Source organism: Streptomyces sp. NPDC090499 (assembly GCF_044769305.1).
Taxonomy (GTDB): Bacteria; Actinomycetota; Actinomycetes; order Streptomycetales; family Streptomycetaceae; genus Streptomyces.
The window spans coordinates 390,048-413,934 of the sequence record NZ_JBIVXP010000002.1; the positions used below are offsets into that span (position 1 = coordinate 390,048).

At 73.1% G+C, this 23,887-nt stretch carries 20 protein-coding genes; 10 read left to right on the forward strand and 10 right to left on the reverse strand.

The annotated features are described in order from the left end of the window. The first annotated feature begins 82 nt into the window (after positions 1-82). Positions 83-1,006, forward strand: coding sequence for an NADP-dependent oxidoreductase (locus ACIQVL_RS10190; protein ID WP_403430103.1), 924 nt, complete (start codon positions 83-85; stop codon positions 1,004-1,006). On the opposite strand, the gene ACIQVL_RS10195 is transcribed toward ACIQVL_RS10190, so the two are convergent. From ACIQVL_RS10195 to ACIQVL_RS10205, 3 genes are all read right to left on the reverse strand, one after another. Next, the gene (locus ACIQVL_RS10195) at positions 1,003-1,458 is read right to left on the reverse strand and encodes an ATP-binding protein (RefSeq protein WP_403474999.1); all 456 of its coding nucleotides are present in this window, start codon (positions 1,456-1,458) and stop codon (positions 1,003-1,005) included. The genes ACIQVL_RS10190 and ACIQVL_RS10195 overlap by 4 nt on opposite strands. Positions 1,459-1,766: 308 nt before the next feature. After that, positions 1,767-2,228, reverse strand: coding sequence for a hypothetical protein (locus ACIQVL_RS10200; RefSeq protein ID WP_366359672.1), 462 nt, complete (start codon positions 2,226-2,228; stop codon positions 1,767-1,769). Positions 2,229-2,339: 111 nt separating this feature from the next. After that, the gene (locus ACIQVL_RS10205; RefSeq protein WP_403430107.1) at positions 2,340-2,960 is read right to left on the reverse strand and encodes a hypothetical protein; all 621 of its coding nucleotides are present in this window, start codon (positions 2,958-2,960) and stop codon (positions 2,340-2,342) included. Positions 2,961-3,137: 177 nt separating this feature from the next. Here ACIQVL_RS10205 and ACIQVL_RS10210 point away from each other — a divergent pair, with 177 nt between their 5' ends. Continuing rightward, the gene (locus ACIQVL_RS10210) at positions 3,138-4,487 is read left to right on the forward strand and encodes a helix-turn-helix domain-containing protein (RefSeq protein ID WP_403475000.1); all 1,350 of its coding nucleotides are present in this window, start codon (positions 3,138-3,140) and stop codon (positions 4,485-4,487) included. 13 nt (positions 4,488-4,500) lie between these two features. Here the strand turns inward: ACIQVL_RS10210 and ACIQVL_RS10215 are convergent, their stop codons facing one another. Both ACIQVL_RS10215 and ACIQVL_RS10220 read right to left on the reverse strand, forming a co-directional pair. Then, on the reverse strand, positions 4,501-6,243 hold the full coding sequence (locus tag ACIQVL_RS10215) for a pyruvate dehydrogenase (RefSeq protein WP_403475001.1): 1,743 nt from the start codon (positions 6,241-6,243) through the stop codon (positions 4,501-4,503). A gap of 77 nt (positions 6,244-6,320) precedes the next feature. Further along, the gene (locus ACIQVL_RS10220) at positions 6,321-7,709 is read right to left on the reverse strand and encodes a protein phosphatase 2C domain-containing protein (RefSeq protein WP_403475002.1); all 1,389 of its coding nucleotides are present in this window, start codon (positions 7,707-7,709) and stop codon (positions 6,321-6,323) included. A 551-nt stretch (positions 7,710-8,260) separates the two neighbouring features. Between ACIQVL_RS10220 and ACIQVL_RS10225 the strand changes: the two genes are divergently transcribed. Next, complete coding sequence (locus ACIQVL_RS10225) at positions 8,261-9,241, forward strand: helix-turn-helix domain-containing protein (RefSeq protein WP_403475003.1); 981 nt, start codon at positions 8,261-8,263, stop codon at positions 9,239-9,241. 36 nt (positions 9,242-9,277) lie between these two features. Next, positions 9,278-9,763 carry a DUF456 domain-containing protein gene (locus ACIQVL_RS10230; RefSeq protein WP_403430115.1) on the forward strand — a complete coding sequence of 162 codons (486 nt, stop codon included), beginning with the start codon at positions 9,278-9,280 and terminating at the stop codon, positions 9,761-9,763. A gap of 4 nt (positions 9,764-9,767) precedes the next feature. Here ACIQVL_RS10230 and ACIQVL_RS10235 read toward each other — a convergent pair whose 3' ends face one another. The 3 genes from ACIQVL_RS10235 to rsgA form a co-directional block, all read right to left on the reverse strand. Continuing rightward, positions 9,768-10,949 (reverse strand): SGNH/GDSL hydrolase family protein, encoded by a 1,182-nt coding sequence (locus ACIQVL_RS10235; protein ID WP_403475004.1) that lies wholly within the window; start codon positions 10,947-10,949, stop codon positions 9,768-9,770. Positions 10,950-11,234: 285 nt separating this feature from the next. Then, complete coding sequence (locus tag ACIQVL_RS10240; protein WP_403475220.1) at positions 11,235-12,629, reverse strand: bifunctional transcriptional activator/DNA repair enzyme AdaA; 1,395 nt, start codon at positions 12,627-12,629, stop codon at positions 11,235-11,237. 146 nt (positions 12,630-12,775) lie between these two features. After that, entirely contained in the window at positions 12,776-13,870 is a 1,095-nt protein-coding gene (gene rsgA / locus ACIQVL_RS10245; RefSeq protein ID WP_403475005.1) for a ribosome small subunit-dependent GTPase A, read from the reverse strand. Positions 13,871-14,223: 353 nt separating this feature from the next. Between rsgA and ACIQVL_RS10250 the strand changes: the two genes are divergently transcribed. From ACIQVL_RS10250 to ACIQVL_RS10260, 3 genes are all read left to right on the forward strand, one after another. After that, on the forward strand, positions 14,224-15,543 hold the full coding sequence (locus ACIQVL_RS10250; protein WP_403475006.1) for an acyltransferase: 1,320 nt from the start codon (positions 14,224-14,226) through the stop codon (positions 15,541-15,543). 140 nt (positions 15,544-15,683) lie between these two features. After that, positions 15,684-15,887 carry a cold-shock protein gene (locus ACIQVL_RS10255; protein ID WP_016578941.1) on the forward strand — a complete coding sequence of 68 codons (204 nt, stop codon included), beginning with the start codon at positions 15,684-15,686 and terminating at the stop codon, positions 15,885-15,887. Between the two features lie 86 nt (positions 15,888-15,973). Beyond that, on the forward strand, positions 15,974-17,647 hold the full coding sequence (locus tag ACIQVL_RS10260) for a DEAD/DEAH box helicase (protein ID WP_403475007.1): 1,674 nt from the start codon (positions 15,974-15,976) through the stop codon (positions 17,645-17,647). A gap of 298 nt (positions 17,648-17,945) precedes the next feature. Here the strand turns inward: ACIQVL_RS10260 and ACIQVL_RS10265 are convergent, their stop codons facing one another. Next, a complete protein-coding gene (locus ACIQVL_RS10265; RefSeq protein WP_403430139.1) occupies positions 17,946-18,962 on the reverse strand; it encodes a LacI family DNA-binding transcriptional regulator in 1,017 nt (338 codons plus the stop codon). A gap of 201 nt (positions 18,963-19,163) precedes the next feature. Here ACIQVL_RS10265 and ACIQVL_RS10270 point away from each other — a divergent pair, with 201 nt between their 5' ends. The 3 genes from ACIQVL_RS10270 to ACIQVL_RS10280 are packed head-to-tail and all read left to right on the forward strand — an operon-like array spanning position 19,164 to position 22,026. Further along, a complete protein-coding gene (locus tag ACIQVL_RS10270; protein ID WP_403430141.1) occupies positions 19,164-19,958 on the forward strand; it encodes an ATP-binding cassette domain-containing protein in 795 nt (264 codons plus the stop codon). Continuing rightward, positions 19,955-20,989 carry an ABC transporter permease gene (locus tag ACIQVL_RS10275; protein ID WP_403430143.1) on the forward strand — a complete coding sequence of 345 codons (1,035 nt, stop codon included), beginning with the start codon at positions 19,955-19,957 and terminating at the stop codon, positions 20,987-20,989. The genes ACIQVL_RS10270 and ACIQVL_RS10275 overlap by 4 nt, the downstream gene beginning before the upstream one ends. 32 nt (positions 20,990-21,021) lie before the next feature. Beyond that, complete coding sequence (locus ACIQVL_RS10280; RefSeq protein ID WP_403430145.1) at positions 21,022-22,026, forward strand: ABC transporter substrate-binding protein; 1,005 nt, start codon at positions 21,022-21,024, stop codon at positions 22,024-22,026. A gap of 97 nt (positions 22,027-22,123) precedes the next feature. Here ACIQVL_RS10280 and ACIQVL_RS10285 read toward each other — a convergent pair whose 3' ends face one another. Continuing rightward, positions 22,124-23,635, reverse strand: coding sequence for a cellulose binding domain-containing protein (locus ACIQVL_RS10285; RefSeq protein ID WP_403475008.1), 1,512 nt, complete (start codon positions 23,633-23,635; stop codon positions 22,124-22,126). Positions 23,636-23,887: the final 252 nt, after the last annotated feature.

Genomic DNA, 23,887 nt, shown 5'->3' on the forward strand with positions numbered 1-23,887 from the left:
AACTCTTTTGCGGCGTAGCGTGACGTCAAAGTTGTTTACATGGCAACAAAAAGCGGGACTTCGTCGAGGAGAGGTATAGACCATGCCAAAAGCGGTCAGGTACGACGGGTTCGGCGGGATCGACGTGCTGCGGGTCGACGAGGTCGAGCGCCCGGTTCCCGCCGAGGGGCAGGTCCTCGTGCGGGTCAAGGCGGCCGGTATCAACCCCAGCGAAGCGGCCATCCGCACCGGGGCGGTGGCACACATCTTCCCGTCGACGTTCCCGTCCGGGCAGGGCAGCGACCTCGCCGGGATCATCGAGGAGGTCGGCGCCGAGGTCGACGGGCACTCGCCCGGCGAGGAGGTGATCGGGTTCAGCAACAAGCGCGCCTCCCAGGCCGAACTGGTCCTGGTCGAGGCCGGCGACCTCACCCGCAAGCCGGAGAACGTCTCGTGGGAGGTGGCCGGCAGCCTGTACGTCGTCGGCGTGACCGCATGGGGCGCGGTCCATTCGGTCGAGCCCAAGGAGGGCGAAACCGTCGTCGTGTCAGGGGCCGCGGGCGGCGTCGGCTCGCTCGCCGTCCAGCTCGCCCGCCGCACCGGAGCCACCGTCATCGGCCTGGCAAGCGCGAGCAACCACCCGTGGCTGAGCAGCCACGGTGTGATCCCCGTCGCGTACGGTGACGGCGTCGAGGACCGGATCAGGGCCGCCGCGCCCAGCGGTGTGGACGCCTTCATCGACACCCACGGCAACGGCTACGTCGAGCTGGCCCTCGCCCTCGGCGTCGCGAACGAGCGGATCGACACCATCGCCGATTTCGCGGCCGCCGCGAAACACGGGGTGAAGACCGACGGAGGAGCAGAAGCGGGGCCGGGCGCCCAGGTGCTCGCCGAGCTGGCCGCACTGATCGCCGACGGACGCATCGAGGTGCCGATCGCGAACGTCTATCCGCTCACGCAGGTCCGCGAGGCCTACACCGAGCTCGAACGCCGCCACACCCACGGCAAGATCGTCCTCAAGCCCTAGGCGGCCTCCGCGTCCAGTTCGAACCAGACCGACTTGCCGACCTCGTGCGCCTGGACGCCCCAGGCGTCGGCGAAGGCGTCGACCAGTACGAGGCCCCGGCCGTGCGTGCCGTCGTCGGAGTCGCTGTCCGGGGCACAGACCCGCGGCCTGCGGGCCACGAAGTCCCGTACTTCCACCCGTAGTTGGCCCGACTCCACGACGGCCGTCAGCACCGCCTCCCGGTCGGTGTGGACGAGCGCGTTGGTGACGAGTTCGCTGGTGAGCAGTTCCGCTATCTCGGAGCGGCCGGGCCGCCCCCAGTGCCGCAGCAGCTCGCGCAGTTCCCTGCGCGCCTCGGGCACCGCCCGCAGGTCCGACCGTCCCAGCCGGCGCCTGAGCTGCGACGTGTTTCCCCGTTCCGTCGTGTCGGTCTCTTCCCCCGCCGTCTGCGCCGAGGAGGCCCCGATGGCCACGGGACCGCCCCCTCGTGCCTGACTGTTCATGACCCCCGCCCGCACGCTGTTTGCCGGATCCCCTCCTGATCGAACACGTTCACGGGGATCCATGCCCGCTCGGGCACGGGCCAGTCATGTCACGCCGATGACGACCGGGTGTTCGGCCAAGTCCCGGAACCGGCGCGGCCGGTACGCCGCCGCCCGGACCGCCCCGTACGCGCCAAGGGTGCCGCGGACCCGGCGTGATTCAGCCCTGTATGCAACCCCCCGGGCTGTTTCACGCGGTCCGCGGCACCGGCGAACCTGGCCGAAACCTGTCCTTCCGGCTACTTGCTCCCGAGGCCCTTGGTGCCGATGTTGACGATCTTGTGGGTGTCACGGGTCATGTCGACGACCAGCTTCGAGGTGGTGTTGCGGCTCCAGGTGAGCGTGATGACGGCCTCCGTGTACTTTCCGGTGCCGTTGTCCGTGACCTTCCACTTGAGCGGGGTGTTCTGGGCCCGCAGCACCCCGTCCGCGTGCTCGCGGTTCTCCCAGGCCTTCAGCTTCTTCAGGTAGGTCGGGGCGATGTAGTAGGCACGCAGCGCGGTGGGCAGGTTGCCGCTGCCGTCCGGGTCGCTCTCCGCGTCGATGTAGGCGCCGTAGAAGTCGGCGATGCGGGTGATGTTGTCGGCCGGGTTGCCACTGACGGTGCGCGGTGCGCCGGCCGAGGCCTGGGCGGTGGCGCCGAGCCCGAGGGCCACGGCGAGGACGCCTGCGGTGAGGACGGCGCGGGTCTTGCTGCTCATGTCTGTTCCCCGTTTTCTGTCTGTTCGTGTCTTTGCGTCTTGCGTCTTGCGTCTGGGGCCGCCCTCCCCTCCCCCGAGGGAGAGGGCGGCCCCGGTCCCGGTGACCGTGTGTCAGTGGAGCTTGTTCACGGCCGTGGTGGTGGTCTTCTTGAAGGCGTTCACGGGCGCGTCCACGAAGCCGCCGAGCTGTCCCCAGTCCACGACGGTGACGGTGCGCCCCTCCCGGCCGACGGAGATCATCCGGATGTCACTGGCACCCCAGGCGGTCACGGTGCGCAGGGCGTAGACATGGGCGCCGTCCCCGGCCGGGAGGGTGCCGTGGTCCTGGAACGTGGCCCGGATCTGCGGGTCCGCCATCTCGATCCGGTCCGCGCAGGACACGATGTCCTCGTCGAGCTTCGCGAACCGGCCCTTCGCCAGGCTGACGCTGGGCAGCTCGGCGCTGACCTGACGGGCACTCGTGTCGAGGTCGGTCCGGAACTTCCGGTACCAGGAGTCCTGGCCGCCGCCCAGCCCGACGCCGATGCAGATGTCCTGCCTGACCTCCTCCGGAATACCGGCGGTGACCTTGCCGGCCGTCCAGGACGTGCCGGCCCGCGGCGGCAGGTCGGCCGCCGCGAGGAAGCCGGGCGCCCTGGGTGCGGCGGCCGCGGGAGCGGCGAGTGCGGTACCGGCGACGAGTGCGGCGCCGGCGAGTGCGGTGAGCGCGCCTGCTCGGGTGCGCTTGGGCATGGGTGTTCCCCCGTGGGTCGGTGCATGGGTGTGGGCTGTCGCCGGGGCGGCCGGCTGGTCGGTCCGGCCCTGCTCGGTGCGACACCAAGAGCATCGGCCGTCACCGGCGTGGACCGCAACGGCGACCGGCCGTTTCCCCGCCCTGGAACCATCCCAGCCCCGTTGACGTGCAGGTATATGAGTGCCTGGGATGGCGAGGACCGGGGGAGGGTACCCGTGCGCGACGACGTCGAGGAGTTCGCGGCGCTGCTGCGGCAGTTGAAGGACCGTACGGACCGGAGCTACGGCTCCCTGGCCCGTCGGCTGAACATGAACACCTCCACCCTGCACCGCTACTGCGCGGGCGAGGCGGTACCGCTGGACTTCGCTCCGGTGGAGAGACTGGCCGCGTTCTGCGGGGCGACACCGCAGGAACGGCTCGAACTCCACGAACGCTGGCTGCGCGCGGTGGCCGCACGCCAGCGCCCACGCGCGGCGGAGCACACGGAGCGCGCCGGGAACGCGGAGAACACCGAGAATGCGGAGAACACCGCCCCCCAAGCTGCCGCGGAACCCTTGGCGGAAACGGCCCCCACAGCGGCAGCCGCCCCCGTCGCCCGCCCCTGGTACCGACGGCGGCGCACGCTGGTCGCCTCGGCCGTGGCCACCGTGCTCCTGGCGACCCTGGGCACCCTGGCCGCCCTCCCGGACCACCGGCAGGCCACAGGGAACGCGGCCCGGGACCCCGGCTCCTCCGCCACGACCGCCGCCGGTGACGCCGAGCGCCACGGCAGCGGCACCACCGGCCCGGCGCCGAACCGCGCCTCGGCCACCCCCTCCCCCACGTCCCCGTCCTCCCCCGGCGGCACCGGGACCCCCTCCCCCTCCGGCAGCGGCGCACCCGGCTCCCCGGCCCCGACCGGCGTCCCCCTCGCCTGGACCGCGAACTCGCAGCTGTGGGACCTGGGCTGCGACCACGACTACGTCATCGACAAGCAGCCGGCCCGGGTCCCGCCGCCGCCCGCCCCGCAGGACGCCGGCGCCTGGGCGGCCACCCAGGGCGCGGTGCACGGCGGCAACACGATCGTGGACGTCTCCGTGCAGGGCCGCTCGGCCACCGCCGTCGTCCTGGAGGCGCTGCGGGTGCGCGTCGTCGGCCGTACGGCTCCCGCGCCCGGCATCGCCTACTCCATGGCCGACGGCTGCGGCGGCGGGCTCACCCCGCGGTACTTCGACGTGAACCTGGACAAGGACCGCCCGATCGCCCGCCCGGTGGCCGGTGAGGGTCCCGACGGGGGAACCGTCTCGACCATGCACCTGCCCTACCGGGTCTCGGCCACCGACCCCGAGGTGCTGCGCGTCAAGGCGAGCACCGCGGGCTGCGACTGCCGCTGGTACCTCGAACTCGACTGGTCGTCACAGGGCCGCAGCGGCACGGTCCGGATCGACGACCACGGACGGCCGTTCCGCACCAGCTCCATCAAGGGCCTGCCGCACTACTGGTACGGCTCGGTGGACGGCGTCCGCCAGTGGGTGCCCACCGACTGAGCGGTGCCGCCGGTCACGGCCGGGGTACGTTGCGCAGGTTGGAGCGGGCCATCTGGACCATCCGGCCCACGCCGCCGTCGAGGACCATCTTGGACGCGGAGAGCGCGAACCCGGTGACCATCTCGGCCTTGATCTTCGGCGGGATGGAGAGCGCGTTGGGGTCGGTGACGACGTCGACCAGGGCGGGCCCCTTGTGCCGGAAGGCGTCCCTGAGCGCGCCGGCGAGCTGCTTCGGCTTCTCGACCCGCACCCCGTAGGCGCCGCAGGCCTGGGCGACGGCGGCGAAGTCGGGGTTGGTGTTGCCGGTGCCGTACGCGGGCAGCCCCGCGACCAGCATCTCCAGCTCGACCATGCTCAGCGCCGAGTTGTTGAAGAGGACCACCTTCACCGGCAGGTCGTACTGGACCAGGGTGAGGAAGTCGCCCATCAGCATGGCGAATCCACCGTCACCGGACATCGACACGACCTGCCGCCGCCGGTCGGTGAACTGGGCGCCGATCGCCATCGGCAGCGCGTTGGCCATCGAGCCGTGCGAGAAGGAACCGATGACCCGGCGGCGGCCGTTGGGCGAGAGGTAGCGGGCCGCCCACACGTTGCACATGCCGGTGTCGACTGTGAACACCGCGTCGTCGTCGGCGAGTTCGTCGAGGACCGAGGCCACGTATTCCGGGTGGATCGGGACGTGCTTCTCGACCTTGCGGGTGTACGCCTTCACCACCCCCTCCAGCGCGTCCGCGTGTTTCCTCAGCATCCGGTCGAGGAACCGCCGGTTCTCCTTGGCCCGCACCCGCGGCACCAGGCAGCGCAGCGTCTCGCGCACGTCGCCCCACACCGCGAGGTCCAGGCGGGAGCGGCGGCCCAGCACCTCGGGGCGGACGTCGACCTGGACGATCTGCACGTCGTCGGGGAGGAAGGCGTTGTACGGGAAGTCGGTGCCGAGCAGGATCAGCAGGTCGCACTCGTGGGTGGCCTCGTAGGCGGCGCCGTAGCCGAGCAGCCCGCTCATGCCGACGTCGTAGGGGTTGTCGTACTGGATCCACTCCTTGCCGCGCAGGGCGTGGCCGACCGGGGACTTGATCTTCCCGGCCAGCTCCATGACCTCCGCGTGGGCGCCGGCCGTGCCGCTGCCGCAGAACAGGGTGACCTTGTCCGCCGCGTCGATCATCGCGACGAGCTTGTCGAGTTCGGCGTCGCCGGGGCGGACGGTGGGCCGGGAGGTGACGATGGCCGCCGAGGCGGACTGTTCCGGGGCGGGCTGGTCGGCGATGTCGCCGGGCAGCGAGACGACGCTCACCCCGCTGCGGCCGACCGCGTGCTGGATGGCGGTCTGGAGGAGGCGGGGCATCTGCTGCGGGCTGGAGATCAGCTCGCTGTAGTGGCTGCACTCCTGGAAGAGCCGGTCGGGGTGGGTCTCCTGGAAGTAGCCGAGGCCGATCTCGCTGGACGGGATGTGGGAGGCGAGGGCGAGCACCGGGGCCATCGAGCGGTGGGCGTCGTAGAGGCCGTTGATGAGGTGCAGGTTGCCGGGGCCGCAGGAGCCGGCGCAGGCCGCCAGGGTGCCGGTGATCTGGGCCTCGGCACCGGCCGCGAAGGCGGCGGTCTCCTCGTGGCGGACGTGGATCCAGTCGATGGCGGAGTTGCGGCGGACGGCGTCGACGACCGGGTTGAGGCTGTCGCCGACGACGCCGTAGAGGCGGCGCACACCGGCGCGGACGAGGATGTCGACGAACTGTTCGGCGACGTTCTGCTTGGCCATGGCGGTCGGGCACCCTTCGGCTGCGCGGATCTCCGGCTCCCCCGCGATGCCCTTCCATGTATCCACAGAGGCCGCGCTCACGCCTCCCAGACGGCCGCCGCCGTACGGTCGTCGGCGTACCCCTTGACCCGGACCTGGGCGTCCGCGAGGAACGCGGCGAGGCCCGGCGGGGTGCGGCCGGACCAGCGTCGGGCCAGGTAGGCGCAGAGCGCGGGCTCGCCGCGCAGCGGTTCGGCGAGGCCGCCCGTGCACATCACGAGGGCATCACCCGGGCGGGCTACCGAGGCCCGGAACAGGAACGGGTCGCGGGGCGGCTCGGGGGCCGGTTCGTAGGGGCTCGGCGGGGTCGGGATGCCGAGGTCCATGGTGAGCCGGTCGCCCTGCGGGGTCTCGGAGGGCAGCGAGCCGAAGCCGAGCACGGGTTCACCGGCGCTGTCGGTGTCGACGCGCGGTTCGATGTCCTGCCACTCACCGCCCCGCAGCCGGAACAGGCCGCCCTCGCCGACCCCGAAGAAGACCCGGGTACGGCACTGGGGGTGGGCAGGGAGCAGGAGGCAGCGCAGGCTGGCCGCGTACTCCTCGGGGGCGATGCCCTGTTCGGCGGCGCTGGCGCGGAGCTTGCCGAGGCTGCGGTCGGTGAGCCGGTGCAGCCCGGACTTGAGGTCGCCGCGCCGGGCCGCCTGGATGTCGTCGGTGAGCCGCTGGTGGCTGCGGCCCACGGCGCGGGCGATCCACTCGCACAGTTCGGCGGCGGCCCGGTGGGCGCCGGGGGTGGCGCGGGCGCCGGTGGCCATCGCGACCAGGACCAGGGCCTGTTCGCCGGCTCCGAAGCGGGCGGTGAGCAGGGCGTCGCGGCGCGGTTCGCCCCGGTACCGGGCGGAGTCGCCGCGCTGCGAGACGGCGCGCAGGGTGCAGGCGCCGTACCGGGCGCCGTCCAGGACGGTGTCGGAGACCAGGTCGTCGAGTTCGTCGGGGTCGGCGGCGGGCAGGGCGGTGGGTTCGGCGTCGTAGGTGGGCGGTCCGGAGCCGACGTAGTCCACGGAGGAGGCCGAGGCGGCGGCCGGAACGGCCGGGGCGGCCGAGGTGTCCGGGATCTCCTGGGGCGCGTACGCGGGCGGGCCGGGCAGGTCGGTCCTGGTGGCGGGGTGGAGGTCCGCCGGGCCGTCGTCCGCGGCCGGCGGCTCCTGGTCCTCCTCGTCCCAGGGCCAGGTCTGCACGGCGGCCCGGGGGCCCTCGGCGGGGGCGGCGGGCGCCCGCTGGGCCGGCACCGTCGGCGGGGGCGGCTCGTCGTCGCCCGGCTCCGCGGTGACGCCCCGCCGTCCCCCCACCGTCTTCTTCGCCGAGGCGAAACGGTCGTCCAGGGAATCGGGTGCGGAAGTGGGTCCGGTGTCCTCGGTGGAGTCGTCGTACAACTGCCCCCACCAGTCGTCGTCGTGACGGGTGGGCCTACCCCCTGGCTGGCTCATGCCCCTAATTGTCCACCGCGGGGGCCGGATGAAAACGGGGCATCAGGAAAATCCCGCACCCGACCCCCGCTCGAACGGCGTGGCGAGGGACATCCCGAACACCCGTGCCAGGAAAGGGAATCGGCGACACGCGCGGGACGGACGGGACAGACGGGCACGCAGGACACGGACGAGGCGTGCCGGACAGGGGTGACAGCGGTGGAGTGGGTGCCGGTGCTGACACGTGTGAGTCGCCGGGTGGTCCCACCCCCCACGGGAGAACCACCCGGCGACACCGGAGTGACCGGCCCCAGATCCCCTACGCGTACCCGCGTCGTGGGGCCGGTCACCGTTCGCACGGCCGAACGCCCTCGCGTCGGCCGGAAGGCCAGATTGTGACGGGTCTTCCTGGTGGTCAGCTGTGAATGGCGCATCGGTTTCCCGTGCGAAGGCGCTGCGATGACGTGATCTTGGCAGAGTGACCCGCGGTACGGCGATGATGGGCCGCGGCGGGTTTGCGCCGTGGCCGGTTCCCGCCATGCCACCGCACGTCGAGGGAGGGACACGGGTCGATGCTGGCAGCGCTGGGGCTGGACGAACGGGACGAGTCGGCGTACCGGGCGCTGATGTCCGCGGGCGCCGCCGACGTGCCGGGCCTGGCACGGCGTCTGACGCTGGCGGAGCCGGACACCGAGCGCGCGCTGCGCCGGCTGGAGCGGCACGGGCTTGCGGCCCGGTCCCCGGGCTGCCCGGACCGCTGGGTGGCGGCGCCGCCCGGGGTCGCGCTGGGCGCCCTGCTCACCCAGCAGCGGCACGAACTGGAGCAGGCGGAGCTGGCGGCGGCGCTGCTCGCGGAGGAGTACCGGGCGGCCGCCGCCGGGCCCGCGGTGCCCGACCTGGTGGAGGTGGTGACCGGCGCCCCGGCCGTCGCCCGGCGGTTCCGCCAGCTCCAGCTGGGTGCCCTGGACGAGGTGTGCGCGCTGGTCACGGGCAAGCCGGTGGCGGTCACCGGGACGGAGAACGAGGCGGAGGAACAGGCCGCGCAGCGGGGCGTGCGCTACCGGGTGGTGGTGGAGCGGTCGGCGCTCGGCCTGCCGGACGCCGTCCCGGAGCTGACGGCCGCGCTCGGCCGGGACGAGCAGGTGCGGGTGGTGGAGCGGGTGCCGACGAAGCTGGTGGTCGCCGACCGCGCGCTGGCGCTGGTCCCGCTCACCTCGCAGGCCGCGGAACCCGCCGCCCTGGTGGTGCACGCCAGCGGCCTGCTGGAACTCCTGTGCGGCCTGTTCGAGTCGGTGTGGCGGGAGGCGCTGCCGCTGCGGCTCGGCGCGACGGGGGTGGTCGAGGAGGAGCCGGACGGCCCCGACACCACCGACCTGGAGGTGCTGTCGCTCCTGCTGGCGGGCCTCACCGACGCCAGCGTCGCCAAGCAGCTCGACGTGGGCCTGCGGACCGTGCAGCGCCGGGTGCGGCGGCTGATGGGGCTGGCCGGGGTGTCGACCCGCATGCAGCTGGGCTGGCACGCGTACGAACGGGGCTGGGTGACCCGGAACTGACCTGCGTGTCCGCCCGCCGTCCGGCACTCTGGGCAGATGGGAGCAGGGGAACTCCTGCTGGTCGGCCTGGTGCTGGTGCTCGGCCTGTGCGGGGTGCTGGTGCCCGGGGTGCCGGGGACGGGACTGGTGTGGGCCGCGGTGCTGTGGTGGGCGCTGTACGACCCGCGTCCGGTGGCCTGGACGGTCCTGGTCGGGGCGACCCTGGTGCTGCTGGTGGCGCTGGTGGTCCGCTGGGTCCTGCCCCCGCGCCGGCTCCGGGCGAGCGGCGCCACCCCCAGGATGGGCGTGTACGCCGGTACCGGCGCCGTCCTCGGTTTCGTCCTGCTCCCCGTGCTCGGTGCGATCCCCGGTTTCATGGCCGGGATCTACCTGCACGAACGCCTCCGGCTCGGCCGCCGTGCCGAGGCGCGGGCCGCCCTGCGCACCGCGATGAACGCGGGCGGCTCCAGCGTGCTGGCCGAGCTGTTCGCCTGCCTGCTCGTCGCGGCCGGCTGGCTGACCGCGGTGATCTGGGCCGGCTGAGTGTTCAGAGCAGGTCGGCGAGCGGGACGGCGTCGGCGAGGGCGCGCGTGCCGGTGTCGTTGAAGTGCAGGTGGTCGCCGGGGTCGTAGGCGGGCCGGATACGGCCGGGCTGCTGCGGATCCCGGACGACGGCGTCGAAGTCGACGTACGCGTCGAAGACGTGTCCGGTGCGGATCAGCGCGTTCACCCGCTGCCGTACGGCCTCCCGGGCGGCGGTGTAGGCGCTGTACCCCTGGTACGGGGTGAGGGTCGCGCCGACCACCCGGATCCCCCGCCCGTGGGCGCGGGCCACGATGGTCCGGTAGGCCCGTACGAGATCGTCGGGGTCCGTGACCTCCGGGGTGCCCTTGATGTCGTTGATGCCTTCGAGGAGGACCAGGGTGCGGACCCCGCTCCGGTCGAGCCCGTCGGCGTCCAGGCGGCTGAGGGCCGCCGGTCCTCCGGTGCTGTCGAGCAGGAGCCGGTTGCCGGAGATGCCGGCGTTGAGGACGCCGACCGGGAAGGACCGCAGCCGCTCGGCGAGGCGGTCGGGCCAGCGGTGGTTGGCGTCCATGCTGGTGCCGTTGCCGTCGGTGAGGGAGTCACCGAAGGCGACCACGGTGCCGCGGGTCACAGCCCGCACGTCGACGCCGGTGACGTAGAACCAGTGGCCGGTGGTGCGGGTGTAGGCGCCCCCGTCCTCGTCGTCGGCGCGCCCGGTGCCGTCCTCGGCGAGGTAGCTGGTCTGCAGGGCGACCCGGTGGTACGTGGCGGGCCCGGAGTCGCCGGGGGTCTCGACGCTGACCAGCAGGTCGGCGCCGGCCGGCACGACGAGCGGCACCGGGTCACTGACCAGGTCCTGTCCGACGGGTACGACGGCGGTGCCGGCGCCCGCGAAGGTGGCGGCGCGCATCGAACCGGCCACGGCGGCCGGGCCGCTGCCCTGCCGCAGGGCGACGGTGACGGCCCCGAGCCGGAGCGGGGCGCCGCCCAGCCGGTTGCTGACCCGCACCCGGACCTCGCTGCCGCCGACGCTCAGGTGCACCACGTTGCGGTACGCGGCGCCGGGCACCGCCGGTTCGGTACCTGACGGCGCGGCCTCCCAGCTCCCGGCCCAGAGCGCCGGCTCCGGGTCGGCCCCGGCCCGCCCGCTCACCCCCATCACCGACAACAACGCCACGACGAGCACGCGCCCGAACCTGCCCATCCGCACCTGCCCTTCCGAGGCCTACTGGAGGGGAAAGTGACATACAGGCGGTGCCCTGAACAGCGACGCGACCAGGAGACCACCCGGGTGGCGGAGTGGGGGGTTTTCTGTTCGGGTGGCGACGGTCGTTCTGTGGCCGCGGGTGGGTGGGGGCTGGTCGCGCAGTTCCTCCCCCAGCCTTCGGCCGGGGGTACCCCCAGCGCCCCTTACGGGGCCGCTGCCTAGCCGTGTCCAGCGGCACCCTGCCGGCGCCGGTAAGCGTCCCCACCCCCACCCCGGCCGGCGTCACGCCAGCAGGTGCCGGGAGGCGTACGAGCGCCAGGGCCGCCACTCGTCCGGTACGTCGAGGCCGGGCAGGCCGGGCAGTGCGACGTCGGGGTCGGCGAGGGCGCGGACGCGGACGGTGGCGACGGTCGCCGGGTCCATCCCGGGCAGGGCCCGCAGCGCCGCCCCCGCCTCGTCCCGGTCGACGCCCGGATCCAGCCGCAGCGTCCCGTCGGCCAGTGCCGCGGCGAGCGCGCCGAGGCTGCCGTCGGGCTCCGCCGCGGCGAGCACCGCGGGCTCGGGGAACAGGTGGGTGGGGCCGCCGGACGGAGCGTCCAGCGCCGTGCCGTACCGCCGTACCAGCCGCTCGGCGCCCGCGGTGCCGACTAGGGCCCGTACGGCGGCCTCGGCCGGGTCGGCGGCGCCGGGCGACCGCAGCCCCGGCCGGGCGGCGACCAGCGGGGCGAGCCGGGGGTCCTCGGCGAGCCGCTCGTCGACGGCGTACGGATCGGCGTCGAGGTCGAACAGCCGGCGCAGCCGCTGTACGGCGGTGGTCAGGTCGCGCGGGTCGGTAAGGCGCAACCGGGCTTCGAGCCAGCCGCCGGGGTGGGCGCCGAGGCCCGTGGCGGACGCGCGCGTCGTGCCGGTCCGTTCGTCGACGGCGACGACCGCACGGCCGTACGGCAGCCGCAGGGTTCGGCGGTAGGTGCGCGTGCCGGGGGTGCCGGTGACCTCCTCCACGCCGGGCACGGCCTCGTGTGCCAGCAGGTCGAAGACGGGGCCAGCCTGGTACGGGCCGCGGTGGGCGAGCCGCAGCGGGATGCCGGCGGCCGGGGAGCCGCGCCGGGCGCCGCGGCCGCCGGGCGCGGCCTCGCGCAGCTCGCTCGGGGTGGTGGCGTACACGGCGCGGACGGTGTCGTTGAACTGCCGCACGCTGGCGAAGCCGCTCGCGAACGCGATGTCCGTGATGGGCAGTTCGGTGGTCTGCAGCAGCGTGCGGGCGGTGTGCGCCCGCTGGGCGCGGGCGAGGGCGACGGGGCCGGCGCCGAGTTCCGCGGTGAGCTGCCGATGCACCTGGCGGGCGCTGTAGCCGAGCCGGTCGGCGAGCCCGCCGACGCCCTCCCGGTCCACCACCCCGTCGCCGATCAGCCGCACGGCCCGGCCGACGACGTCGGCCCGGACGTTCCACTCGGCGGAGCCGGGGACCGCGTCCGGGCGGCACCGGCGGCAGGCCCGGAACCCGGAGCCCTGGGCGGCGGCCGCGGTGGGGAAGAAGCGGACGTTGCGCCGCTTCGGGGTGACGGCGGGGCAGCTGGGACGGCAGTAGATGCCGGTGGTCTCGACGGCGAAGAAGAACGCGCCGTCGAACCTGGCGTCTCGGCTGCGGACCGCCTCGTACCTGGTGTCTTCGTCCATCACGCGTCAAGTGTGGGTGATGGCGGGGGGTGGGGCTGGCGGGAATCGGACGTGGATGCCTGCCGGTGCGGACGTGCCCGTGCCGGGCGGGGGGAACCGGGGCCGCGCGACCGGCCCCGGTTCCCCCCACTCCCGCGGTCAGGTCCCTACCCCCACCGCCCCCGCTTCGCCTCCATCGCCGCCTTCCCCTCCGCACCCCGCTTCTTCCAGTCCTTCTTCATCTCGGACCTGAGCCGGGCGTCCGTCTTCGCGACGATCCACTGGTTCTCCCGCATCAGCTTGCGGTAGCTCTCCAGCCGGCGTACGGGCAGTTCCCCGGCCTCCACCGCGGAGCGCACCGCGCAGCCGGGCTCGCTCTCGTGTCCGCAGTCGGAGAACCGGCAGCTCTCCGCCAGTTCCTCGATCTCGGCGAACACCTGGCCGACGCCGGTCTCGGCGTCGTACAGCCCCACGCCCCGCAGTCCGGGCGTGTCGATCAGGACGCCCCCACCCGGGAGCCCGAGGAGGTTGCGGGTGGTGGTGGTGTGGCGGCCCTTGCCGTCGACGTCCCGGGCGGCCCGGACGTCCATCACGTCCTCGCCGAGGAGCGCGTTGGCGAGAGTGGACTTGCCGGCGCCGGACTGGCCGAGCAGCACCGACGTCCCGGAGCCGACGAGGGCGACCAGCACGTCCAGGCCGTCGCCCGCGTGCGCGCTGACCGTCAGGACGGGCACGCCCGGTGCCGTCGTCTCCACGTCCTGGACGAGGTGCGCGAGGGTCGCCGGGTCCGGGACCAGGTCGGCCTTGGTGAGGACCACGACCGGCTGCGCGCCGGACTCCCAGGCCAGCGCCAGGAACCGTTCGATGCGGCCGAGGTCGAGCTCGACGGCGAGGGAGACGGCGACGATCGCGTGGTCGACGTTGGCGGCGAGGATCTGCCCCTCGGACCGCTTGGAGGAGGTGGAACGCACGAAGGCGGTCCGGCGCGGCAGATACGCGCGTACGTAGCGGGGGTTGCCGCCGGGTTCCACGGCGACCCAGTCGCCGGTGCACACGACGCGCATCGGATCGTGCGGGGTGACGAACGCGGTGTCGGCGCGCAGCGGCCCGCCGGCGGTGACGATGTCGCACTGCCCGCGGTCGACGCGGACGACGCGCCCGGCGAGCAGGCCGTCGGCGTCGTAGGGGGCGAACTCCTTCGCCCAGGCCTCGTCCCAGCCGTAGGGAGCGAGCGCGGAGAAAACAGCGGAGCTGGAAGTCAAGGGTGACCCTTCACAGGGGCGGCCCGGGAAGCCGAGAGGTCAGCCGGTGGCCGCAGAGGTGGAATGGATGAACTTCTGGTCGCGGGCAGCGCCCATCGCAACGACAGCCATCGGTCAACACCTCCCTGATCGAACCTGGTCGAACCCGGTCACCCGCGGGCACCCCGAGGGGCAGCCGCTCTGACGTCACCGACCTTAGAAGCCGCACGCACCGCGCCGCCACCGAATTACGGCCCGGGGCAGGGCGGCTGCTGCGCGACCGGGTCCGGCGGACGGTGTCGTACCGGGCACGGATTGGTTGCGGCCGGGGCTTTCCGCCGCGACCGGAGACGGGCCCCGGGATCATGACGGCCATGAGCCGAGACCGGTACGTCGACTTCCTGCGCGCGTGGGCGATCGTGCTGGTGGTGCTCGGCCACTGGCTGATCACCGCGCTGGTCCGGGAGCCCGACGGGCGGATCATCGCCCCGGAGCTGCTGGCGACCGTGGACTGGACCCAGTGGCTGACCCTCGGGTTCCAGATCATGCCGCTGTTCTTCCTGGCCGGGGGCCATGCCGCGGGCGGTTCCTGGGCGCGGGCCCGAGCGGCCGGAGGTACGCCCGCGGGGTGGCTGGGGCGGCGGGCGCTGCGGCTGCTGCTGCCGGTGGCGGTCTACAGCGGTGCGGTACTGCTCGCCGTCGGCATCTGCACGGCGGCCGGTGTGGACGCGGACACGCTGGCGCTGGTGGGCTGGGCGATGGGGATGCAGTTCTGGTTCCTTCCGGTGTACCTGCTGCTCAGCGCCCTCACTCCGGTGCTGTACGCGGCGCACCTGCGGTGGGGGCCGCGGGTCCCGCCGGTGCTGGGGGCGGTCGCCCTGGTGGCCGACGTGCTCGTGGTGGCCGCGCACACGCCGTATGTCGGACTGCTGGACTACGTCCTCGTGTGGGGTGTCGCCTACCAGTTGGGGTTCTGCTGGCGGGACGGGCTGCTGACCGGCCGCCGGCTCGTGCCGCTCGCGATGGCGGCGGGCGGTGCGCTGGCCTTCGCCGCGCTGGTGGCCCTCGGGCCGTTCCCGGTCAGCCTGATCCTGGTGACCGGGCAGAGTCCGAGCAACACCGATCCGCCGTCGGCCGCGATGCTGGCGTGGGTGGTCGCCCAGGTCGGCGTGAGCCTCCTCGCGGCGCCTCCGCTGCGGCGGCTGCTGGACCGCGAGCGGGTGTGGCGGGCGGTCCGCCCCGTGGGCGCGGCCAGTATGACGCTGTACCTGTGGCACATGCTGCCGGTCCTGATCGCCGCCGCCGCGTTCTACCTGACCGGCCTCGCGCCCGAGCCGGCGCTCGGGTCCGCGGCCTGGTGGGCGCTGCGCGCGCCATGGCTGCTGGTGCTCGGCGCCGTGCTGGCCGGAGTCGTCTGCGCACTTCGGCCGCTGGAACGCGGGCTGGGCGTGCTGTACGCGCGGACCGCCCCGGACGCCGGTCTGCGCGGCGCCTGGCCGCTGTGGGCCGGGCTGGCCATGGCCGTCGCCGCCCTGGCCCGCTTCGCCGTGCGGGGCTTCGCGCCGGACGGGCGGTTCCCCGTGGCGCCCGCCGTGGGCCTGGCGCTGGGCACGGTGCTGGTGATGCTTCCGCGGTGGACGTCCGCGGAGCGCCTCGGACAGCCCGGGGCCACGCGCACCCCGGACCGGGTCTGAGGCTGTGCTAGGGTTGTGGTGTTGCAGTTGTGGTACCCATGAACCTATGTGCGCCTGACGGGAATGTTTCTCCTGCAGGCGCATTAGTTGTTTTACCGGCATCTCCGGATGGGGCCTCTGCCTACAGATCGGAGAAGGTCATGGCACAGGGAACCGTGAAGTGGTTCAACGCCGAAAAGGGTTTCGGCTTCATCCAGCAGGACGGTGGCGGCCCGGACGTGTTCGCCCACTACTCGAACATCCAGTCCCAGGGCTTCCGTGAGCTCCAGGAGGGCCAGCGGGTCTCCTTCGACGTCACGCAGGGCCAGAAGGGCCCGCAGGCGGAGAACATCGTCCCCGCCTGATCGCCGGACGCTCATCCACCCGCCGGGGTCCGTATCGTCATGGTGCGGACCCCGGTTTGTGCTGTTCCAGGAAGGCAGACAGCTGCATGCCCCGCAGGCCCCAGAAGTCGAACAGACGCACCTCGTCGTCCACGTCCTCGGCGGCGTCCCCGCCGTCCGGGGCAGCCGCGCGTGAGTTCCGGCTGCCGGAGAACACGACGCCCGGACTTCCCGCCGTCGACGACTTCGCCGCCCTGGACATGCCCGCGGCGCTGCTGAAGACCCTGACCGCGCAGGGGGTGACCACCCCGTTCCCCATCCAGGCCGCCACGCTGCCCAACTCGCTGGCCGGCCGGGACCTGCTGGGACGGGGACGCACCGGCTCCGGCAAGACCCTCGCGTTCGGGCTGGCGCTCCTGGCCCGTACGGCAGGGCTGCGCGCACGGCCCAAGGCGCCCCTCGCGCTCGTGCTGGTGCCCACCCGTGAGCTCGCCCAGCAGGTCACGGACGCGCTGACCCCCTACGCGACGGCGGTGAACCTCCGGGTGGCCACCGTCGTCGGCGGACTGTCGATCACCAAGCAGGCCGCCACCCTCCGGCGCGGCGCCGAGGTGGTCGTGGCGAGTCCCGGCCGCCTCAACGACCTCGTGGAACGCGGCGACTGCGTGCTCGGCGACGTCCGCATCACGGTGCTGGACGAGGCCGACCAGATGACCGACATGGGCTTCCTGCCGCAGATCACCAAGCTGATCCAGCAGGTACGGCCCGACGGGCAGCGGCTGCTCTTCTCGGCCACCCTCGACCGCAACATCGACCGGCTGGTGCAGCGGTTCCTGACCGACCCCGTGGTGCACTCCGTGGACCCGTCCGCGGGGGCGGTCACCACCATGGAGCACCACGTCCTCCACGTCCAGGACGAGACCGACAAGAAGGCCGTCACCACGCGCATCGCGGCCCGCGACGGCCGGGTGATCCTCTTCCTCGACACCAAGAGGTCGGCCGACCGGCTCGCCAAGCGGCTCCTCGCCGTCGGCGTCCGCGCCGCGGCACTGCACGGCGGCCGCTCCCAGCCGCAGCGCAACCGCACCCTGGAGCAGTTCAGGAACGGGCAGGTCACCGCGCTGGTGGCGACCAACGTCGCGGCCCGGGGCATACACATCGACGACCTCGACCTCGTCGTGAACGTCGATCCGCCGACCGACCACAAGGACTACGTCCACCGAGGCGGCCGTACGGCCCGCGCCGGGGGCTCCGGCAGCGTGGTCACACTGGTCCTGCCCGAGCAGAAGCGGGACGTCACCCGGCTCATGTCGGACGCGGGCATCCGCCCCCGCACGGCCCGCATCGCGTCGGGCGACGCCGAACTGACGACCCTCACCGGCGCCCGCGAGCCCTCCGGCGTGCCCGTCGTCATCGAGGTCCCGCAGCCGACGCCGGCCACGTCGCCCCGCCCGGACCAGAAGAGCGCCGCCAAGTCCGGCAGCCGCCGCCGTTCCGGCGGCGCCGGCGGAGCGGCGACCGGCCGCGGCTCGGGCCGTCGGGCCGCCACGACGGACGGCGGCCGCAAGGGAACCGCCGGGGTCAGGCAGGATGCGGCCGGGGCGGGGGGTCGCGGTGCCGACCGCAGAGCCGCGGCCGGTTCGACCGCCGGCAACCCGGCCGGCAAGGAAGACCGCGGGTCACGGCGACGCACGCCGCCCGGCGGCGCCACCGGCAACGCGTCCGGCAAGAACCCCCACGGCTCCGGCCGCCGGGGCGGCCGCCGCACTCCGGCCAACTGAGCCCCCGCCAAAAGCACCGCGACACACCGCCGCCCCTTGACTGCGCCACCGTCGTGGCTGGTCGCGCAGTTCCCCGCGCCCCTTCAGGGGTGCAACAACACACCGCCCCATCAAGCGCGCCCCGCACACAACCCCACAACAGGCCGTCCCCCAACTGCAGCACCATCGTGGCCGATCGCGTAGTTCCCCGCGCCCCTTCAGGGCGCCTCGTCGTGCCCCGTCAGGGGCGCGGGGAACTGCGCGACCAGCCCCCACCGGCCCGCACCCGGTAGGCGGCCGGGCGTCCCCGCGTCGGCGTCTATCGACCTGCGGCGAACGGGCCGGGTATCTCCCCCGAGCCGCGTCGGATCAGCCGGGTCGGCATGACCACCGTGCGTGGGGGTGAGATGTCGCCGTGGATGCGGGCGAAGAGGAGGTGGGCCGCGCTGGTGGCGAGGGCGACCGGGTCCTGGGCGATGACCGTGACGGGCGGGGTCAGCCGGGCGGCGAGCGCGAAGTCGTCGAAGGCGACGAAGGCGAGACCGCCGGGGGCCGCGGTCAGGGCGCCGAAGGCGAGCAGTTCGTTGCCGGCGAGGAGCGCCGTCGGGGGGTCGGGCAGCGCCAGCATCGCGGTGACCGCCGCGGCCGCCTCCGGACCGGTCCGCACGCCGTCCCTGAGCAGGGCGGGGTCGGCCGTGATGCCCGCGGTCGCCAGCGCCGCGAGATAGCCCCGCCGACGCTCGCCGAACGTCCAGGTCCTCGGCGTGTCGCCCAGGTAGCCGATCCTGCGGTGGCCGTGCGCCACCAGCTGCTCCACGGCCGCACGCACCGCGCCGAAGTTGTCGACCACCACCGCGTCCACGTCCAGACCGGTCGCCGCCCGGTCGACGCAGACGATCTTCGTGCCCTGCGCCTGCGCGGGCCGCAGGAAGCGGTGGCTGCCGGCGGCCGGGGTGAGGATCAGGCCGTCGACCCGGCGGGCGGTGAACGCTGCGATCACCTCGCGCTCACGGCGCAGGTCGGCGCGGCTGGAGCCGATGAGCATGATGCTGCCGCGCTGCCGGGCGACGTCCTCGGCGGCGGAGGCGACCGCGGCCATGAAGGGATCGGTCACGTCGTCGACCAACAGGCCGATGATCTGGCTCAGTTCGTGGGTGCGGCGCAACTGCCGTGCCACGTCGTCGCGTTGGTAGCCGAGCTTGCGGACCGCGGCCTCCACCCGCGCGGCGGTCCGCGGGGCGACCGCCGCGTCGCCGTTGACGACGCGGGACACTGTCATCGTGCTGACGCCCGCTTCCGCGGCAACGTCCTTCATGGTCGGCCGGGTGGCTGCCACGCCACGTCCTCCAGCTGCGTCACGTTTGAGCGTCGACTCGTTAACGTTACCAACTCGCACGCGTGTCAACAGCTGTGCGAACAACGGGAGATGACGGCGCGACCAGCGCGCTCGGCGACCGGCTGCACCACCCTTGACACCCCGCTGTGGGCGCCCCAAGAATCAGCCAAGCTGTTAACGATACCAACCAGAAGGCACAACATGGCCTCTGCAAGGGAACCACTGCTCACGGCACATGGGGTGGTCAAGCGTTTCGGCCACGTCCAGGCGCTCTCGGGCGCCGATTTCACGGCATACCCCGGCGAGGTCGTCGCCCTCATCGGTGACAACGGTGCCGGCAAGTCCACTCTGGTGAACGTCCTGTCGGGCGTACTCTCCCCCGACGCCGGCGAGGTCCGCCTGGACGGCGCTGCGGTGCGGTTCTCCGGTCCGATGGACGCCCAGCGGCAGGGCGTGGAGACCGTCTACCAGGACCTGTCGCTCGCGCCCGACCTGGACGCGGCGGCCAATCTCTACCTCGGCCGGGAGATCGTGCGCGGGGGGCTGCTCGGGCGCATCGGCGTCCTCGACCGGCCCGCGATGCGCCAGGAGGCGGTCAAGGCCTTCGCCGAACTCGGTGTGGAGCTGAAGGATGTGACGGCTCCTGTGACAACGTTGTCCGGCGGTCAGCGGCAGTCCGTCGCGGTGGCCCGTGCGGTCGCCTTCGCCCACAAGGTCATCTTCATGGACGAGCCGACCGCCGCGCTGGGGGTGATCCAGCGCGCCCGCGTCCTGGAGACCGTCCGCAGGGTCGCCGACCGGGGTATCTGCGTCGTGCTGATCAGCCACAACATGCCCGAGGTGCTGTCGGTCGCGGACCGGGTGGAGGTGCTGCGGCTGGGCCGGCGCGTCGCGTCGTACACGGCCGCCGACACGACGATCGAGGAGCTGGTCGGGGCCATGACCGGCTCGCTGGACGGGCCGAACGGCACCGGGGAAGCGGAGGGCGCACGATGACGGCGCAGAGCGAGAAGGCCCCGGCGGCCGTGGGCGGCCGCTCCGCGGTGCCCGACTGGGTGCGCCGCGCGGCGACCCTCAACGAACTGTGGACCTTCGTCATCCTGGTGGCACTGGTCCTGTTCTTCACGATCGCGGCGCCGGGCAAGTTCTTCACCACCTACGACATCACCCAGATCGCCGTGAACGCGGCCATCTACCTGGTGCTCGGCGTCGGCATGACGTTCGTGATCATCACGGCGGGCATCGACCTGTCGATCGGCTCGGTGCTGGTGCTGGCCGCGGTGGCGGCGGGCGAGTACAACATCCATCACGGCGGGGCGACTTCGGGCTGGGGCACGGTCGCGTTCTGCGTCGTCATCGCGCTCGCGGTGGGCACGGCGTGGGGGGCGTTGCAGGGCGCGGTGGTGGCGACCGGCAAGGTGCCGCCGCTGATCGTGACGCTGGGCGGGCTCGGCGCGGCGCTGGGGATCGCCGAGCTGGCCACCGGCGGCCAGGACCCGGCCGGGGCGGCCTCGACGCATCTGCAGAACAGCCTGGGTTTCGGCAAGGTGCTGGGCATCCCCTGGATGGTGATCCTGGCGGCCGTGGTGACCGCGATCTTCGGTGCGGTGCTGGCCGGCACCCGGTTCGGCGAGCACACCCTCGCGATCGGGTCGAACCCGACCGCCGTCCGGCGGGCGGGCATTCCGGTGGGCCGGCAACTGATCAAGGTGTACGGCCTGATGGGGCTGCTGGCCGGGCTCGGCGCGGTGATGTGGCTGGCCTCGTACGGCACGACGTCGATCGCCGGGCACTCCACCGACAACCTCAAGGTGATCACCGCGGTGGTCCTCGGCGGCACCAGCCTGTTCGGCGGCCGGGGTTCGGTGCTGGGCACGGTGATCGGTGTGTTCATCCCGGCGGTGCTGACCACCGGGCTGATCGTGATCGGCGTCCAGCAGTACTGGCAGGACGTGGCGGTGGGTGTGGTGCTGGTCGTGGCGGTCTACATCGACCAGCTGCGCAGGAAGACCCGGGAACGCGCATGACTGAATCGCTCGTGACTAAGGAGGACTGGGTGATGGGGAGCATTCGCAGCAGGCGTCGGTTGCTGGTCGCGGTGGGCACGGTCCTGGCCCTCGGCGCGGGGGCCTCGGCGTGCGGTTCGTCCGACGACGGTGGCGGCTCGGGGAGTTCGGGCAGCGCCAAGGGCAAGAAGGTCCGGCTGATCACCGGGGTGAAGAGCGACCCGTTCTACATCACCATGACCTGTGCCGCGCAGGCGGAGGCGAAGGCCAAGGGGATGGACTTCACGGCCGACGGTTCCGCGCAGTGGGACGTGTCGGTGCAGCGTCCGCTGCTCGACTCGACGGCCGCGTCCCGGCCCGACGGGCTGCTGATCTCGCCGGTCGACACCAGCGCGCTGACGCCGTCGCTCAAGCAGATCCAGTCGGCCGGCACCAAGGTGGCGCTGGTGGACACGACGGTGACCGACACCTCGGTCGGCATCACCCGGATCTCGTCGGACAACGAGAAGGGCGGCCGGGTCGCCGCCGACGCGCTGGCCAAGCTGATGAACAAGAAGGGCTCGGCCATCGTCATCAGCGTCAAGCCCGGCGTGTCGACGACCGACGCGCGGATCAAGGGCTTCACCGAGGAGATGGCCAAGTACCCGGACATCAAGGTGCTGCCCACGCTCTACGACAACGACCTGCCGGCCACCGCGGCCTCCCAGATCCAGTCGACGCTCGCCGCGCACCCGGACCTCGGCGGGGTGTTCGCGGGCAACACCAACACCGGTCAGGGCATCGCCACCGGTCTGAAGCAGGCCGGCAAGGAGGGCGCGGTGAAGGTGGCCGCGTTCGACGCCGAGCCGGACGAGATCGCCTCCCTGAAGGCGGGCACCCTCCAGGTGCTGGTCGCCCAGGACCCGGCGGCGATCGGCCGGCAGGCGGTGGACCAGCTCGCCGACGCCTTCGAGGGCAAGTCGGTCAGCAAGTCGATCGGCACCAACATGGTGGCGATCACCAAGGACAACATGAACGAGCCGTCGGTCAGCAAGTACTTCTACAAGTCGCAGTGCTGAGCGCGGCGTCGGGAGAAACGGCCTGACATACGGTCAGCGGCCGGGCGGACCCGCCCTCTTGGGTCCTCCCGGCCGCCGGTCGTACGGACGGCTCCGCTCAGTTCAGCGAGCAGGAGTCGCCGTTCAGCGTGAACGCGTACGGCGTCGAGTTGCTGCCGCTCCAGGTGCCGAGGAAGCCGAAGGACAGGGTGCCGTTCGCGGCGACCGTCTGGTTGTAGTCGGCGGCGTCGGCGGTGACCCGGGCGCCGTCCTGGCTGACGGTCGCGTCCCACATCTGGGTGACCTTCTGTCCGTCCCGGAAGGACCACTGGACCCGCCAGCCGGTCAGGGCGCTGGTGGTGGTGACGGTGACGGTGGACTGGAAGCCGTCGGTCCACTGGTTGACCAGGTCGTAGGAGACCCGGCAGGCGGCCGCCGCGGGGGTGGTGGGGCGGGCGGAGGCGGAGGCGGTGCCGTGGTGGCCGGTGCTCGCCGTGGCCGAGGAGGTGCCCTGGGGCTCCGGGTCGGGGTTCTTGTGGCCCGGCTTGCCGGTGGTGGCCGAGGCGGAGGGGGCCGCCGAGGCGGACGTGGTGTGGGTGGTGGTCGGGTCGGCCGAGGGGACGTCGGCGGTGGGGTCGGCGACCGGCTGGCGGTCGTCGTGGGAGGCGGTGGCCGTGTCGTCGCCGGAGCCGCCGCCCATCGGCATCATCGACACGCCGAGCGCCACCAGCGAGATCAGCACCGCCGCGCCGAGCAGACCGTGCCGCAGCACCTTGCCCCGCCCGGCGCTCTCCTTGGGGTCGCCGCCGTCGTGGTCGACGGTGGCCGGGCGGCCCGCGCCGAGCCGTACCTCGGCGGCGCGCCGGCGACGCTCCAGGTAGGCGAGGCCGCCCCAGCCGATGACCCCGCCGGCGAGCGCCGCGGGCAGTCCGCCGCCGTGCAGCCGCAGACAGGCGGCGGCCTCGGCGCACTGCACACAGGTGGCCAGGTGCCGGGAGAGGTCCACGGGCGTGTCGGCCGCCGAGGACCGGGTGACCGCGTCCAGGAGCCGCGCGTAGCTGCGGCACTCGGCGGCCATCGGCGAGTCGAGGTGGGCACGGTGGCAGCGGTCGCGGAAGAGTCCGCGCACCTGCTCCAGCTCCTGGGCGACGACGGCCGGGTCGAGACCGAGCCGGCGCGCCACCGAGGACAGCGGCAGCGCCTCCACCTCGGCCAGCCACAGCAGCGAGGCGTCCGCCTCCTGCATGTCGCGCAGGCCGCGCAGCGCGACGGGCCGCTGCAGCGGCGGTCCCGTGTAGCGCGCGGCCTTCTCGGAGTTGAGCCACAGCCTGAGGTCCGGGTCGAGCTTGTGCCCGAGCCCGCCGGTCTCCCAGGCGGCGGCCGTGTTGCGCACGGCGGTGAGCAGCAGCGGGATCATCGGAAGCCGGGCGGCGCGCCGTCCGGAGCTGCGGACCGGCGCGAAGTCCGACTCCCGGGCCTCGCGCATGCCGAGCGTGAAGGCCTCGGTGGCCAGTTGGTTGGCCGTCAGAGAGCCGGACGTGCACAGGTCGGCGTAGGAGAGCACTGCGTCCCAGCATTCGGAGAACAGCGCTGCCTCGGCGGCGTCCTGGGGGGTCGGCAGGTCGGGCATGGGTCTCCTGCATCCAAAGCGAGGTCAACTCACCGTATCGGCAACGGAGTTGGGGGGAACCTCACGGCAGGGCCCGAGCTTTTCACGTCTCCTGCACAACTGACAAGCGGCATATGCGAAACCGGTTACCAGTGGTCGTGCCACGGATTCTCCCCGTCACCCGTACCACCGGTCCCCGGTGTCACGTCAACCGCTGTGCCGGCCGGCCGGAAAGCGCCTTCTTGCCCGCCGTGGCCCACAACTCCGGCCCCT

Coding starts and splice junctions, on each gene's coding strand:
- ACIQVL_RS10190 (WP_403430103.1), top strand. CDS start 83: ATGCCAAAAGCGGTCAGGTACGACGGGTTCGGCGGGATCGACGTGCTG.
- ACIQVL_RS10200 (WP_366359672.1), bottom strand. CDS start 2,228: ATGAGCAGCAAGACCCGCGCCGTCCTCACCGCAGGCGTCCTCGCCGTG.
- ACIQVL_RS10205 (WP_403430107.1), bottom strand. CDS start 2,960: ATGCCCAAGCGCACCCGAGCAGGCGCGCTCACCGCACTCGCCGGCGCC.
- ACIQVL_RS10210 (WP_403475000.1), top strand. CDS start 3,138: ATGAGTGCCTGGGATGGCGAGGACCGGGGGAGGGTACCCGTGCGCGAC.
- ACIQVL_RS10215 (WP_403475001.1), bottom strand. CDS start 6,243: ATGGCCAAGCAGAACGTCGCCGAACAGTTCGTCGACATCCTCGTCCGC.
- ACIQVL_RS10220 (WP_403475002.1), bottom strand. CDS start 7,709: ATGAGCCAGCCAGGGGGTAGGCCCACCCGTCACGACGACGACTGGTGG.
- ACIQVL_RS10225 (WP_403475003.1), top strand. CDS start 8,261: ATGCTGGCAGCGCTGGGGCTGGACGAACGGGACGAGTCGGCGTACCGG.
- ACIQVL_RS10230 (WP_403430115.1), top strand. CDS start 9,278: ATGGGAGCAGGGGAACTCCTGCTGGTCGGCCTGGTGCTGGTGCTCGGC.
- ACIQVL_RS10235 (WP_403475004.1), bottom strand. CDS start 10,949: ATGGGCAGGTTCGGGCGCGTGCTCGTCGTGGCGTTGTTGTCGGTGATG.
- ACIQVL_RS10240 (WP_403475220.1), bottom strand. CDS start 12,629: ATGGACGAAGACACCAGGTACGAGGCGGTCCGCAGCCGAGACGCCAGG.
- ACIQVL_RS10250 (WP_403475006.1), top strand. CDS start 14,224: ATGAGCCGAGACCGGTACGTCGACTTCCTGCGCGCGTGGGCGATCGTG.
- ACIQVL_RS10255 (WP_016578941.1), top strand. CDS start 15,684: ATGGCACAGGGAACCGTGAAGTGGTTCAACGCCGAAAAGGGTTTCGGC.
- ACIQVL_RS10260 (WP_403475007.1), top strand. CDS start 15,974: ATGCCCCGCAGGCCCCAGAAGTCGAACAGACGCACCTCGTCGTCCACG.
- ACIQVL_RS10270 (WP_403430141.1), top strand. CDS start 19,164: ATGGCCTCTGCAAGGGAACCACTGCTCACGGCACATGGGGTGGTCAAG.
- ACIQVL_RS10275 (WP_403430143.1), top strand. CDS start 19,955: ATGACGGCGCAGAGCGAGAAGGCCCCGGCGGCCGTGGGCGGCCGCTCC.
- ACIQVL_RS10280 (WP_403430145.1), top strand. CDS start 21,022: ATGGGGAGCATTCGCAGCAGGCGTCGGTTGCTGGTCGCGGTGGGCACG.
- ACIQVL_RS10285 (WP_403475008.1), bottom strand. CDS start 23,635: ATGCCCGACCTGCCGACCCCCCAGGACGCCGCCGAGGCAGCGCTGTTC.